A 14,145-nucleotide genomic window follows, 5' to 3' on the forward strand; every position below is an offset into this window, starting at 1 on the left:
ATCGATCACTGTTTAATGGGGGCTTTCGGCAGGATGAGATGCGCTCTGCGCGTCTGGTCGTCCGAAAGCGTAGCCTGGATAGAAATCCCTTCATTGGTCACCTCGTATTTCAACGCTTTGACTTGCAGCAGCATCGGATGATAGCCTTCTCCGTTTTTGTAACGAAGCACTTTATTGATACGGAACTCATAAGTATAAACAGCAGTATCAGCAGGATTTTTTGATTTGGTGCGGACGGTCGTACTTGTCTTTTGCACCATCAACTCGTCTTCCAACTCATGCTCGAGTTGGATCAGGAAAAGATGCCATTCTGCTTCTTGTCTCTGCTCCAGCTGTACGTTCGCAGTGCGGATTACTCCCATACCTCCAACTATCAGCAGGAGCACCAACGTATTGACAGTCAGCGCAAACGCCGCTTCCAATAAAGTGAATCCGGCTTGCGATTGTTCAGGGTTCTTTTGCATCGATTTCATCGGCATGCACCGTCACCCTTTCTGGCCCATCATCACCGCTCACTATAAGTTCTGAGGTTTCCGGATTCCAAGTAGTGGTGAACACTATACCTCCGGAAGCCTGACTTTCGATTGGGTTTCCTCCTTTGGCGATGACCTGCATCTGGTCCTGCGCGACCCGCCAGTAGGCAACTTCCGCTCCCGCCGCTTTTAAAGTCGTGAAAAATTGAACGGAATGCGGCATCAGCACATAGATTGAGATGCTGACCATGGCCAAAGCGATCAGACTTTCGAAAAGCATATATCCGCTGCTATCGTTTAGCTTTATTGACTTCATAACGACCGCTCCCCAATTGGATTGTGATGGTATAGCGATATCGGGCCGTTTCCATGATGATGGTATTCGGTTGCAGATATCCACTGCCTCCTTTGATGAATCCGGTGTAGCCTTGAATCACTTTTGATCCTTCAGGCAAAAGCAACTTCCGATTGATATAACGGTCCGATCCGGCACCGTCTTTAAAAACAGCATAATGCGTTGCGCCGATTGGTCGCAGGACATCCATATTGACGCCATTCCCTGTGATGACCGCATAACTCTGAGCTGTGTGAAGTTCCGTCAAGAAATCGTCCAAAAACAGATTGAACGCGAGTTCATCCGTTGCGGTTTCCAATTGCGGGGTCAGCAGCAAAATCATGGAGGCGATCATCAGTACCAATAGGCTCTCCAATAATGTGAATCCGCTTTTATACATTATTCAAGCCTTCATTCAAATCACTCGATTATGGAAACATTACCGCCTGCTATTGTGAGCTTGGCGGTTGCTTGGGTCACTTGATTATCGTTTAGATAACCACCAGCCCCAAGGACGGTAAAGCTGGCCGCTTCCGTCCCTGTATCCAATTCATACATGTCAGCCTGTGTCTGCACCACAACCGCCAAAGCATCCGTGCCTTTAGTCTCTACACTAGTTTTCGTGTTCGCCACATTCGGGATGATCATCAGCATCAGCACAGAAATAATGAAAAGGACGAGTACCATTTCCATAAGTGTAAAAGCTTCTTTATTTTTTAATGTTTTTTTTATTGATTTCATCAATACATTCCTCCTAATGAACTTAGCATCGGCATCAACAATATGAGATAGATCGCCATCACGATGACGGCGACCATGAGGAACAAGACAGGCTGCAACCAGCCGATTTTCTGTTCGATGTCCGCTATCAACAGCCGGAAACATTCTTCGCTGTACATGCTCAATTTGATCGGCAATTGGCTGGTTAGCTCGCCGTGATAGATGATCCAGCCCATCTCCTCTTTGAAAACGGGATAACGTTTGATGATTGTCGTCAGGCTATCGCCCTGCATCAACCCTTCCTCCACCAATCCGGATATGTCCTTCATCCAGGCAGTCCCTTCATCGCCTCGCATCAGCGAAACGATCTGGTTCAGCTGCATGCCGTTGCGGAAGAAATAAGCGTATTCCCGGCAGAAAAAAAAGGAATAGTAGAGCTGTACCCATTTGCTGAATAGCGGAATCCGGCAGAAAAGCAAAGATTTTTGGAAAGCTGATTTCTTTTTCAAATAACTTTTTGCCAACAGGACTAAGCTGGCGGCTAAGGCTAGCGTACCCAGTATGATGAGCGGCAGGTTCTCCAGGTAAAGCAGGATGATGCGGACCAGCAAGCCGGAACCCTCTTGCGAGGGCACCAGCATCGTCTCCAAACTGGGCAGTAGGACCTGTCTGATCGCAATCAGCATTACGTTCGCGAACACCAGCAAAAACAAGGGGTAGATCAAGACTTTTCTGAGCTTATGCAGTTGTTTATCCTTTTCAGTCAGGAAATCGGAACAAAACAGCAAGGTTTCCGTCAATTTTCCGTGAAGGAAGGATAAGCGCAGCTGCGATACGACTTGTTCCGAAAATCCGCATCCAGCCAATGCATCCGCAAGATTGATACCTGTTTCCAGTTTGACCAACATGCGCTGGATATCGCCCGAGCGCTTCGGCTGCATCACCTTCAGAAAGGCAAGCCCTTCCGACAACGAAAAACCTTCCTTCAGTAATTCACCTAAGCGCCTCAAAAAATAAGCCTGCTCTTTTGCCAGCCAACGTTTTTCAGACGAGATTCTCCAAGTAATTTTTTTCCGTAATGTATCCACACGCATAGGCTTTTCGCAATTTATCATTCAGTGTGACAAACCGCTTTCCGTCCTCCTTGTTCTGCAGATGGTTCTGCAGTTCCTTACCTGCCAAAATTTCATAGATAGCAGCCGACTTTTCGTTTACATGATAATGGGCGCAGTGAATGGTGCACTTACCGGAGCACAGTGGACAATATTTTGCGATCAAACGTTGGGAAACGACAGCGAGCAACGTCTGCTTTATTTGTTCGGAAGAAATCGCCAATTCCCGCAGCCTTTCCAATACCCCGAATGACTCTTTGGCATGGATTGTCGCAATCACCAAATGCCCCGTCAATGCGCTTCTTACGACCATTTTAGCTGTTTCCTGATCCCGGATTTCGCCTATGACGAGAATATCCGGATGATGACGCAGGCACTGGCGGATGAGCAGGTCGTATGTGATACCTGCCGCTTCATTCACTTCGGCCTGCAGAAACAGCGGCTCCTCAATTTCGACCGGATCCTCCATCGTAATGATCTGCAGCGGTTCATCGGCATATTTCCTGCGCAGCAAGTGATAGATCGTCGTTGTTTTGCCGGATCCGGTAGGGCCAGAGAACAGTACAAGACCGCTCTTGTGGTCCAACAGTTCGAGCAACTCCGCCTCCTGGGCCGGGAAAAATGCGTGCAAACCCGGTTCAAAACCCGGATTGGCATAAAGCAAGCGGATGACAAGCGACTCCTGGTAGCGGAAATTTGCGATGGTGGACAGCCTCAGTTCAATTTTTTTGCCGTTCAGCCTGTACCTGACAGCACCGGATTGCGGTTTCCGCCTTTCACCCACATTCATGTTCGAAAGAAATTTGAAATAAGAAATCAGCCGCTCACCCTTTTCTATTGAATACACCGCTACTTTCGATAATCCGGTACTCACGCGGAAAAAGAGTTCATAATGGTCTTCGTAAGGGAGCAGATGGATGTCGGAAACACCCAGTCGCATCGCATCGGCCAACAAGCTCTCTGCTTTTTCTTCCATATTCATCACCTCATTTCTATTTTGCCGTCACTTATAGCTTCTGCAAAATCCTGGCTTCCGCTCTTTATCCAACGAGAAACTTAGTTAAAAATATGTTATATTGGCATAAACAGCGGTCCTACGCGCGAAAAACAAGCGGGATCACTCAATATAAGGGAGGTGAACTTTTTTGAAAAAGAACGTTGTTGGTTCGATTCTTCTGATTGCAATCGGAACATTTCTGTTCGCGATGGGCATCAATATGTTTTCCGTGGCGAACCATCTTGGCGAAGGCGGTGTCACCGGCATTAGTTTGTTGGCCTTCTATACCTTGGATGTCCCTGTAGCCATCACGAGTTTCGTGTTGAATGGCATCATACTGGTCATCGGATTCCGATTTTTGGAAAAATCGACCATGAGGCTGACGCTTTTGGCCACACTGTTGATGTCGGTGTTTCTCCATCTGACTGCTGCTTGGCGCTATCCGATGGAAACAATCATTCTGGCTCCGCTTTGCTCCGGGTTTTTGGTCGGCACAGGCTTGGGACTCGTGATGCAGGCAGGCGGTTCAACGGCCGGGACCGACATCATCGCCTTGATTTTCAATAAATATCTCGGTTGGAGCACCAGTATCGCACTGGTCGTATTGGACCTGTTCGTCGTCGGACCTTCCATCTTCGTCATCGGCCTGGAGAATGTCGTTTTGACTGTCGTGCATCTCTATGTGCAAACGAAAGTGCTGGATTTCATCCTGGAAGGGTTCAATCCGAAAAAACAAGTCCTGATCATCTCGGAGCGGCATCAGGAAATCGCTGATGCGATCGATAAAAAAATCGGTCGCGGAATGACCTTCTTGGAAGGTGAAGGCTATTACTCCAAAAGCCAGAAGAAAGTTATTTTGATAGTCGTCAACAGACAGCAATTGATGCCGTTAAACCGTATTGTGACAGCCATCGATCCTAAAGCTTTCTTCACTATCAGCGAAGCTCAAAGCGTCATCGGAGAAGGTTTCTCTTATTTGATTTCGGATGAGCAATACCAGCAGAAAATCAACGATTTCATCGATGAACAGTCGCAACAACAATAAAGCAACGACACAACGAAAAAGAACGGCAAAGGACCAGCAAAAATGTCCTTGTCGTTCTTTTTCGTAAGGATGCTGTGATGATCATACAAATAGTTGGACCTTCAGGAAAGCAGAAAAACGACGGTCTTCATGATATCCATTTTCTCCACCGCAGCATTGTAGTTCATTCTGGCAATCTTCAGGTTCTGCTCTTCTTCGCGCAATACGGCGAGATTTTTTTCCGAATCGTTTTTGATCCATTCACCTTTCACATCCGCTAAGGCGATTTCCTGACGCTCCAGTATTTTCTTCGCTTCCTGCAGCTCGAACTTCAACAATCCGAATTTCCTTTCCAGATCTTGTATTTTTATCGGATTCTGTTCCTTCAATAATTCAATTCTAGCTTTCAACTCTTCCATGTACCTTGCCGCCTCCAATTCCTCAAAAACAGCTGTCCTAGCTCTTTATGCCGTCAAAAATTTGCATATTTCCAGTCCGAACTGCCTTGCCTGATCCGGACCGCTCGCAGTGATGATATTGCCGTCGACTGTCAACGCGGACTCAGAATAAATGGCCCCTTTGGCTTCAATAGTTGCGATTTCGGATTCGAAAACAGTCGCATTTTTCTTCTTCAACAAACCAGCATTCGCCAAGACCACCGGCGCGATACAGATTGCAGCAACCATTTTGCCCTGCCCGTTCATCGCCTGTGCCAACATCCAGGCATGCGGATCGTCGAAGAAAACACGGCTCCCCTGACCTCCAACGAACACCACTCCATCAAAACTGGTCGTATCGACATCCTCAACCAAAAGATCCGACTGCGCAATCCCGCCATGCACCCCCATACAAGTTCCGGTCTTGTGGCTTGCGATCCACATCTCATGCCCGCATTTCGCAACCTCTTCCTGGGTCATGAATAATTCTTCATCACGAAAGTCTTCAGGTGCAATCACAAATATTACTTTTGCCATACGGTTGTCCCCCATTCATAGTTTATCCCGATTGGATAATGATCGCTTCGCTTTAAGAGCCGTGATCGAAAATCCCAAGGAGAATCCGACTTTGGCTATCTAAATTATACTACAAGCCTAACAAGAAAGCGATTCCAACCAGGCGGCACTGCCTATTACTAGGCTCCGAGTCGAATCCGAAAAAACGGTTGCCTACCTTGTCCGCAGACAGTGGTAAGCAACCGTTTTTTATTTTATCTGTACTATATTACTCTTCGTCTTCCAGATCGGCGTTGTGGAATACTTCGGAGACGTCATCATCGTCTTCCAGTTTTTCCAACATCGTTCTGAATTGCGTTTCTTTGTCCGCTGCAATAGACGACAAAGTTTGCGGAACCATTGTGACCTCAGCTTCAGCCAGGACATAGCCTTCTGCCTTCAAAGCTTCGGAAACAGCATCAAAATCGGCAGGATCCGTGTAGATTTCGAAAACTTCATCACTCGTCTGCAGCTCTTCTCCACCGGCTTCCAATACGCTCATCAACATTGTATCTTCATCCACATCCAAGTCTTCACGTTCGATTGCGATATAGCCTTTACGGTCGAACATGTAACTAACCGAACCTGATTCACCTAAAGATCCTCCATTTTTATTGAAAGCAACCCGGATATTAGTGGCGGTACGGTTGCGGTTGTCTGTCAAAGCATGGACCAAAACGGCTACACCGTTCGGACCGTATCCTTCGTAAGTGACTTCTTCATAATTTTCGCCTTCTCCAGCAGATGTTGCTTTTTTGATGGCACGCGTGATGTTATCATTCGGCATGTTCGCTGCTTTCGCTTTATCGATCATTAAGCGCAGGCTCGGATTAGATGAGGGATCCGGACCGCTGTTTTTTGCAGCCATATAAATTTCTTTCGATAATCTCTGAAAAATTTTACCTCGTTTTTGATCTGCAGCGCCTTTTGCACCTTTGATTTTACTCCATTTTGAATGTCCTGACATTCAGATCCCTCTTCTCATCTATTAATTTACTCAATCATTTTATCAAAAGTAACCGCTTATGGCAATTCACTTTCTGCCTTTTCTGACTGTAAAGAAGAACCAACCGGTGATTACCGCCAAAACTGCTCCTGCGCCGGCCAAGACCACATCTTCCTTCATCGCAAATGCCGGAGACACCAGCGATTGATGAAATTCATCCGCAGCCGCGTAACTGACGGAAAGCAACAGCGCCACAACAACAGGTGTAACTACATCCCGCATCTTCCCGGAAAGACCGCCATACCAAAGATAAGTCAAGATGAAATAGGAAAGGAACAACCATATCTTGCTGCCGAAGAATCCCAGAAAACCGAAATAGCCCAAAGCCTCCGTGCTGACCATCTGCTCACCGTATCGGAAGGTGAATGTTGCGAATAACCCGGAGAGCGGTTGCGATTGCAGGAAATTCGCGATGATGTTCGGCAAAGCATAAAAATCTTGTCGGAAAGTGGCACGGTAATAGAGATAACCCATGATCAAAACTGCTCCCACTATATATGAATTGCTTCTTTGCTCTTTTTGCATGTAGTATTTTTCCTTTCCTGATGTGAATTCTTTTATTATTTCTGATGTAAAACGGATATAATGTACTTATGGCAATAAATTAGTCAATCAAGACTGAGAGGATGATCAGCATGAAATATAGCCTTACCTGGGATTTGGACTCGTTTTTCGAAGGTGGGAGTTCTTCACCGGACCTACAAGACAAGATAAAATCCATCCAAGACGGATTGAAGGATTTTGAATCCGCAGCAAACAATTGGAACCCTGAACGTGATAAACCGGAATACTCTGATTTGAAGGATTTGCTTCATTACGAGGAACAGTACACAAAAGCCCTGATGCAATGCAACAGTTTCATAACAGGTATCCAATCCGCCGATGTATCGGATTTGAATGCAAGCGCAATCCATGCGCGAATAATTCAATTGTACAGCAAATTAACGATTATTCAAACGACTCTGAAGAAAAAAATAACTGCCATCGAAGAAAACGATTGGACGTTGTTGGTGAAAATGCCTTCCTTTTCAGCTCTTGCATTTGCACTGTCAGAATGGCGCCAACAGGGCAGTCGCCTCCTCTCCGATAAGGAAGAAGCCTTATTGGCAAATTTGCGTGTCGATGGATTCAATGGCTGGAGCGCGCACTATGACACGCTCGTATCCTTCATCAAGATTCCTTTTGAAGAAGCTGACGGAACTTTGAACGAACTATCAGCTGGTCAAGCGATGAACCGGATGTATGCCGATCCCGATCCGAGCGTCCGCAGAAAAATATTCGTCGAGTGGGAAAAAGCTTGGGGATACCTTGCTCCAGCCTTCGCCGATACGCTGAACCACCTACAAGGTTTTCGTTTGGCGGATTTCGAGGCGCATCAGGATGAGGACTTCTTGGTGGAGCCATTGCGTTACAACCGCATCAAACGCGAGACACTGGAAACGATGTGGCAAGCCATCAGTACGAACAAACAGCCCTTCCTTTCATTTTTGGACCGCAAAGCCGCTCTGATGGGCAAAGGCAGGCTGGCTTGGTATGATGTCGATGCCCCTGTGTCGCTCGGCAGTTTCCAGTCAAAAACCTTCAGCTTCGACGAAGCAGTCGATTACATCATCGAACACTTTGCCTCCTTCGGTCCGAAATTGGCAGACTTTTCCTTGGATGCCGTCAAAAACCGCTGGGTAGAAGCCGAGAACCGATCAGGCAAAAGACCTGGTGGCTATTGCGAAGATTACCCGGAATCGAAAGAATCACGGATTTTCATGACCTTTACGGGTTCAGCCAGCGATATGAGTACACTGGCCCATGAATTGGGACATGCCTTCCATTCACACGTGATGCGCGATCTGCCGGATCTGAACACGCGCTACGCCATGAACGTCGCCGAAACGGCATCGACTTTTGCGGAAACCATCATCAGCGCTGCCACAGTCAGGGAAGCGAGCAGCGATGAAGAAAAAATTTCCTTGCTCAACACGAAGCTCGAAAATGCGACGGCCATGTTTCTGAATATACATGCTCGTTATCTTTTCGAGAAGACCTTCTACACCGAAAGGATGAACGGCTTTGTCACTGCAGAACGACTGTCAGTAATGATGGAAGCCGCCCAAAAAGAGGCTTATCAAGATGCCTTGAGTGACTACCATCCCCTATTCTGGGCGAGTAAATTGCACTTTTTCATCGATGATGTGCCCTTCTACAATTTCCCTTACACGTTTGGCTTCCTGTTCAGCCTGGGAATCTATGCGCAATCGTTGCAGCAGACTGAAAATTTTGAAGAAACCTATATTTCGTTACTGCGGGATACTGGTTCGATGACAACTGAAGACCTTGTGCTGAAGCATCTTGGTGCCGATATCACTCAGCCGGACTTCTGGAATCAAGGATTGGAGATCATGGCAGCTGATGTAAAGGAATTCCTGCGCCTGACCGAAAAGTATGTCTAAAGACAAAAGACAAAACACATCCCTGCGACCTGTATTTTGGGTCGTAGGGATGTGTTTTTAAGAGCGTGCCGGTCCATAAACCTTTATAAAGGAAGGTAGTATCGCGATTTCAAGCGGAAATGCAGGGCCTTCATCACCGTCTACATTCGTGATCAGTTTATCGCCATCCGCAATGGCGACAGTAGCGTGTTTGAATGTTCTATAGATGACAGTATCCGAATTTTTGAGTTCACCCATGATAAGCTGAGGCAGGATTTTCAGAGAATCCAACAGACTGAACTCCTTGAAAACGACCATTCGCATTTTCCCGTCATCGACTTCTGCTTGTGGCATGAAACGCTCGAAACTGGCGATTGAATTCGTTAAAGCAATCAGGAGGAGCGGGGATTCCTGAGTAAATGTTTCCTCATCCACTGTTATGCGGAAACGATGCATCGGCTGGTTCGCCAGCGCTTTCCCTCCTTCAATGAAGTAAGCCAGTGGACCTAATTTTGTTTTTTGCTCCAAACTCACTTCTTCCACAGCTTCAGGAATCGCGCCGGCAGCTACATTAGACACAAAATATCGGTCATTAACTTTGCCGATATCCAAATCCAACAAGACCGCAGTTTCAAACATTTCGATAGCCTGCCCGGGGTCCAAAGGGATGCCGAGCGCCCTTGCTAGATCATTGACAGTGCCCAATGGTACGAAACCGAAAGAGACATCTGTTCCGGCAGCCGCCAAGCCGTTGATGGTTTCATTGACTGTGCCATCACCTCCCATGCAAAACACAGCTTCATGGCCGTTCTTTGCAGCTTCATACGCAAACTTCATGGCATCGCCCTGTTTCCCTGTTTCTTTGACTGTCACCTCTTCGAACATGTTTCTCAATTGCGTTTCCATCAATTCCAGATAACTAGAGGCCATTTCGCCCCCTGATGATGGATTGACGATCAATGTACAAATGCCCATTTCATTCCCCCACTTTCATTTTATCTCTAATGTAAGTGTAGCATGCATCACTCACATCCATAAAGTAGAACACCATTTTTCGAATTTTGAGCATATCCTTGGCTTTTCGCTTACAAAATGTGTATAATTTCATAACGTTCGAAGTAAAACAGATTGAATTAGGGGGAGCAGTATGACAAAAGACTATCGTGTCCTACTCTATTATAAATATACACCGATAGAGGATGCAGAAACATTCGCGCAAGAACATCTACGATTCTGCAAAGAAATCGGCTTAAAAGGAAGAATTTTGGTAGCACCGGAAGGCATCAACGGCACGGTCTCCGGAACAATCGATCAAACACAAGCCTACATCGCTCAAATGAATGCAGATCCGCGCTTCAGCGACATCACCTACAAAATCGATGAGACAGACGGTCATGCCTTCAAAAAGATGTTCGTCCGCCCACGCCAGGAAATCGTTTCCTTGCATTTGGGAGGAGACGATCTCGATCCCAACGAAACTACTGGTGAATACTTATCTCCGGAAGCTTTCCGCGAAGCCATTCTAGACGAAAATACTGTCGTCATTGATGCCCGCAACGATTATGAGTACGACCTCGGCCACTTCCGCGGAGCTGTTCGTCCGGATATTGCAAACTTCCGCGAATTGCCGCAATGGATCCGTGAAAACAAAGAACAATTTATGGAAAAACGAGTTGTGACTTATTGCACCGGCGGCATCCGTTGTGAAAAATTCTCAGGTTGGCTCGTCAAAGAAGGTTTTAAAGATGTCGGCCAACTGCATGGCGGGATCGCAACCTACGGCAAAGACGAAACGGTTAAAGGCGATCTTTGGGATGGGAAAATGTATGTCTTCGATGAGCGCATCGGTGTGGATATCAATCGCATCGAACATGTCGTGGTCGGAAAGGACTGGTTCGATGGAACACCATGCGAACGCTACGTGAATTGCGCCAATCCAAGCTGCAACCGGAGAATACTTTGTTCCGAAGAAAACGAGCACAAATACATGCGCAGCTGTTCGCATGAATGTCGCGTCCATCAGCCGAATTATTATGTGCAACGTAATCAATTGACGCAGTCTGACGTTGAGGAACGTTTGGCTGCCATCGGTGAAACATTTGAGAATACTGCTACTACAACAGTATAGCAATAACATTGTCAGCAAGGATAATATTCCTTGCTGATTTTTTGTGTTCCTCTCACTTAGTGATTGTTCACGCTATGTAATAGTCAGGGCAGAGCTTTTTTGTTATACTGATAAGTGACCACCTGAAAAGGAAAGAGGGAATTTATGAAGAATCCAGATGGAAATAATGCGGAAAAATGGCTGAAAAAAATCGGCGAATTTGTTAAACGCCTTGGGCAATCAATAAATAGCCGCCTCCAGCGGATTTTCACGAAAGAAAATGCTGCAAGAACAAAAGATAAAGCTTTGCTGTGGGAACAAAAAACCCACAAGCGTATAAACCAAAGTAAGACTTCATTGCGAAAAATGAAACATAAGTTGGACACCGAAACAAACATGAAACCGCTCCTCTCGAAAGGAGCTTTCGGTCTCAATGTTTTTTTCGGTGTCATCCGGAACATTTTTACCGGAATCATACTTCTGATGGTCTTGTTGGGCATGTTCGGGGGTGGCGCTGGTCTGGGTTATTTCGCTAATTTGATTTCAAAAGAAACTGCCCCTACCTACGAAAGCATGGCTGAAGACATCGGAAATGTCGAACTCGTTTCCACTATGTATTATGCGAACAGTGAGGCCATTTCGGAAATACGCACAGATTTGGTCAGGACAACTGTCGGATCAGAAAACATCTCTCCGCTCATCAAAGAAGCACTCATCGCAACAGAAGATGAAAATTTTTATGAGCATAATGGGATTGTACCTAAGGCCATTTTAAGGGCGTTGGTGACTGAACTGACCGGATTCGGCAGTCAAAGCGGCGGCTCAACATTGACGCAGCAGCTCGTCAAACAACAGATTTTGACGAATGAAGTGACTTTTTCCCGCAAAGCCAATGAGATTTTATTGGCGCTACGGCTTGAAAATTTCTTTACGAAAGATGAAATTCTGACAGCCTACCTGAACGTCTCGCCATTCGGCCGAAACAGCAGTGGTTCCAACATCGCCGGCATAGAGGAAGCGGCGAACGGTATTTTTGGCGTCCATGCTATCGATGTTTCGTTGGCTCAAGCGGCATTTTTAGTGGGTATCCCACAGAATCCATATACTTATACCCCTTTCACCCAATACGGAGAAAGAAAAGAAGATTTGACTGCAGCCCTTAACCGAAAAAATACTGTGCTTTTCCGGATGCTCAGCGAGGGATATATCACCAAGGAAGAATATGATGCTGCAATCGCGTATGACATCACTCAAGATTTCGTACCTGCTAATGCCACACAAGAGGACCGGAACAGTTACCTTTATCAAGCTGTCGAACGTGAAGCAATCCTTGTTCTGATGGAACAGGCCGCAGCCGCAAACGAGCTTACGATGGACGATCTGGAAGCCGATATTGAATTGTACAACGAATATTACGCCAATGCCGACAACACATTGCGCTTGTCCGGCTACAACGTATACAGTACAATCGACAAAGATGTCTACAACGGCATGCAAGAAGTGGCAGCAGATTACGGACAAACTTTGGGCGAAACCTTTGTGGATTCTTATGTCGATGCAAACGGAGTCACGCAGGAAGTGATTGAGCTTGCGCAAACAGGCAGTGTTCTTATCGAAAATCAGACCGGTAGAATCATTGGCTTTATCGGCGGACGAGATTTTTCAGTCAACCAAGTGGACCACGTATTCAGCACGAAACGTTCTCCTGGTTCCACGATTAAACCGTTGTTGGTCTACGCACCGGCGATTGAACAAAATCTGATTTATCCCGCCTCGATGGTGCCTGATACAAAGATAAGCATCAAACAGCCAGACGGCACGTTATGGGAGCCCACTAACTTCGGCGACACCATTTCCAATACTTACGTGACCGCGCGCCAGGCCCTCTACCAATCTAAGAATAATCCGACAATCAAACTCTATGTCGCTATGAACAGCAAAGGAATGAATCCTGGGCAATATTTGGAAAAGATGGGTATCACTTCAATAGACGAATCGGAATACGGCAATCCGTCCCTAGCGATTGGGGCAACGAATGACGGACCGACTGTTTTGGAGCAGACCAGCGCGTTTACGACCTTCGCAACTGGAGGCGAGCATGTATCGCCTTACCTGATCGAAACAATCACGGACAAGCACGGAAATGTTGTTTATCAGCATGAGTCCGAAGCGACAAGAGTGTTCTCGCAGGATACAGCTTATTTGACTTTGGATATTCTGCGCGACGTCATAACTGACGGCACTGGCCGTTCGATCAACAATTATTTGAATTTCAACGCTGACTGGGCCGGAAAGACCGGTACATCGGAAGCTAACCGTGACATTTGGTTCATCGCCAGCACCCCTACCGTTACGCTCAGCTCTTGGATGGGTTACGACAATTACAAGGGGGAACATGTCTTCTATGATCCGAATAATCAAGGACTTCCAACTGGCCGAAATTTGAATTATTGGTCGCAAATCGCCAACAAAATCTACAGCATCAATCCGGGCATTCTCGGGACCGACCAGACGCATCAGCGGCCGGAAGGCATTGTCGAAAAATCAGTTTTGGCCGAAACCGGAACATTGGCAGGAACAGTGTCATTCGCGAACGGCTTATCCGTCACGCTTAATGGTGGAACAAGGACCGACTTATTCAAAGCTGATGCGTTGCCGAAGCAAATTTCCTACTACTTCTCCCCCGGGGCTACCGATAAAGACCTGGAAGACTATTGGGATAGTTATTTGGCTGAAGCAGCAGCAAGACGCAATGCCGCCGCTGCAGCAGCGGCTGCTGCAGCTAGCCAAAACAATGCGGCAAATAATGCCGACGAAGCAGAGAAAGAAGATTCTACAGAAGAAGAAGATGCGGAAACACCTCCTGACACAGAACCAGAAGGTGAAACACCACCCGCTGATGAAACTCCCACAACTGAAGAATAAGCAAAAAGGCTGCCCGTCATGGCAGCCTTTTG

At 46.6% G+C, this 14,145-nt stretch carries 15 protein-coding genes; 4 read left to right on the forward strand and 11 right to left on the reverse strand.

What is annotated here, in order from left to right:
* Window positions 1-5: 5 nt before the first annotated feature.
* From comGF to comGA, 6 genes are read right to left on the reverse strand one after another with little or no spacing between them, the layout of a single operon-like run.
* Window positions 6-479: a competence type IV pilus minor pilin ComGF gene (gene comGF / locus ACKPCD_RS09590; RefSeq protein WP_321433052.1), complete on the reverse strand. Its 474-nt coding sequence runs from the start codon at window positions 477-479 to the stop codon at window positions 6-8.
* Window positions 448-789, reverse strand: coding sequence for a type II secretion system protein (locus ACKPCD_RS09595; protein ID WP_321433053.1), 342 nt, complete (start codon window positions 787-789; stop codon window positions 448-450). Before ACKPCD_RS09595 ends, comGF begins: the two co-directional genes overlap by 32 nt.
* Window positions 764-1,207 (reverse strand): competence type IV pilus minor pilin ComGD, encoded by a 444-nt coding sequence (gene comGD / locus ACKPCD_RS09600; protein ID WP_086988081.1) that lies wholly within the window; start codon window positions 1,205-1,207, stop codon window positions 764-766. The genes ACKPCD_RS09595 and comGD overlap by 26 nt, the downstream gene beginning before the upstream one ends.
* A gap of 20 nt (window positions 1,208-1,227) precedes the next feature.
* Window positions 1,228-1,548 (reverse strand): competence type IV pilus major pilin ComGC, encoded by a 321-nt coding sequence (gene comGC, locus ACKPCD_RS09605; RefSeq protein ID WP_321433054.1) that lies wholly within the window; start codon window positions 1,546-1,548, stop codon window positions 1,228-1,230.
* The gene (comGB, locus tag ACKPCD_RS09610) at window positions 1,548-2,642 is read right to left on the reverse strand and encodes a competence type IV pilus assembly protein ComGB (RefSeq protein WP_072763671.1); all 1,095 of its coding nucleotides are present in this window, start codon (window positions 2,640-2,642) and stop codon (window positions 1,548-1,550) included. Before comGB ends, comGC begins: the two co-directional genes overlap by 1 nt.
* Entirely contained in the window at window positions 2,572-3,615 is a 1,044-nt protein-coding gene (comGA, locus tag ACKPCD_RS09615) for a competence type IV pilus ATPase ComGA (RefSeq protein WP_306298095.1), read from the reverse strand. Before comGA ends, comGB begins: the two co-directional genes overlap by 71 nt.
* Window positions 3,616-3,784: 169 nt before the next feature.
* Here comGA and ACKPCD_RS09620 point away from each other — a divergent pair, with 169 nt between their 5' ends.
* The gene (locus tag ACKPCD_RS09620; protein ID WP_068559755.1) at window positions 3,785-4,681 is read left to right on the forward strand and encodes a YitT family protein; all 897 of its coding nucleotides are present in this window, start codon (window positions 3,785-3,787) and stop codon (window positions 4,679-4,681) included.
* A gap of 101 nt (window positions 4,682-4,782) precedes the next feature.
* Here ACKPCD_RS09620 and ACKPCD_RS09625 read toward each other — a convergent pair whose 3' ends face one another.
* From ACKPCD_RS09625 to ACKPCD_RS09640, 4 genes are all read right to left on the reverse strand, one after another.
* A complete protein-coding gene (locus tag ACKPCD_RS09625) occupies window positions 4,783-5,079 on the reverse strand; it encodes a hypothetical protein (RefSeq protein WP_321433055.1) in 297 nt (98 codons plus the stop codon).
* Between the two features lie 45 nt (window positions 5,080-5,124).
* Window positions 5,125-5,634 (reverse strand): DJ-1/PfpI family protein, encoded by a 510-nt coding sequence (locus ACKPCD_RS09630; RefSeq protein ID WP_177187466.1) that lies wholly within the window; start codon window positions 5,632-5,634, stop codon window positions 5,125-5,127.
* Between the two features lie 247 nt (window positions 5,635-5,881).
* Window positions 5,882-6,619, reverse strand: a complete 738-nt coding sequence (locus ACKPCD_RS09635; RefSeq protein ID WP_321433056.1) for a YebC/PmpR family DNA-binding transcriptional regulator — start codon at window positions 6,617-6,619, stop codon at window positions 5,882-5,884.
* Window positions 6,620-6,685: 66 nt separating this feature from the next.
* Window positions 6,686-7,183: a VanZ family protein gene (locus ACKPCD_RS09640; RefSeq protein ID WP_086988085.1), complete on the reverse strand. Its 498-nt coding sequence runs from the start codon at window positions 7,181-7,183 to the stop codon at window positions 6,686-6,688.
* Between the two features lie 110 nt (window positions 7,184-7,293).
* On the opposite strand from ACKPCD_RS09640, the gene ACKPCD_RS09645 reads away from it, so the two are divergent.
* Window positions 7,294-9,102, forward strand: coding sequence for a M3 family oligoendopeptidase (locus ACKPCD_RS09645; protein ID WP_086988086.1), 1,809 nt, complete (start codon window positions 7,294-7,296; stop codon window positions 9,100-9,102).
* A 57-nt stretch (window positions 9,103-9,159) separates the two neighbouring features.
* On the opposite strand, the gene ACKPCD_RS09650 is transcribed toward ACKPCD_RS09645, so the two are convergent.
* Window positions 9,160-10,056 (reverse strand): diacylglycerol/lipid kinase family protein, encoded by an 897-nt coding sequence (locus ACKPCD_RS09650; protein ID WP_321433057.1) that lies wholly within the window; start codon window positions 10,054-10,056, stop codon window positions 9,160-9,162.
* Between the two features lie 172 nt (window positions 10,057-10,228).
* On the opposite strand from ACKPCD_RS09650, the gene trhO reads away from it, so the two are divergent.
* Window positions 10,229-11,209, forward strand: a complete 981-nt coding sequence (gene trhO, locus ACKPCD_RS09655) for an oxygen-dependent tRNA uridine(34) hydroxylase TrhO (RefSeq protein WP_086988088.1) — start codon at window positions 10,229-10,231, stop codon at window positions 11,207-11,209.
* 144 nt (window positions 11,210-11,353) lie between these two features.
* Window positions 11,354-14,113 carry a transglycosylase domain-containing protein gene (locus ACKPCD_RS09660; RefSeq protein WP_321433058.1) on the forward strand — a complete coding sequence of 920 codons (2,760 nt, stop codon included), beginning with the start codon at window positions 11,354-11,356 and terminating at the stop codon, window positions 14,111-14,113.
* Window positions 14,114-14,145 lie beyond the last annotated feature (32 nt).

It is taken from the genome of Trichococcus flocculiformis (assembly GCF_963662535.1).
In the GTDB taxonomy this organism is placed as follows: domain Bacteria; phylum Bacillota; class Bacilli; order Lactobacillales; family Aerococcaceae; genus Trichococcus; species Trichococcus flocculiformis.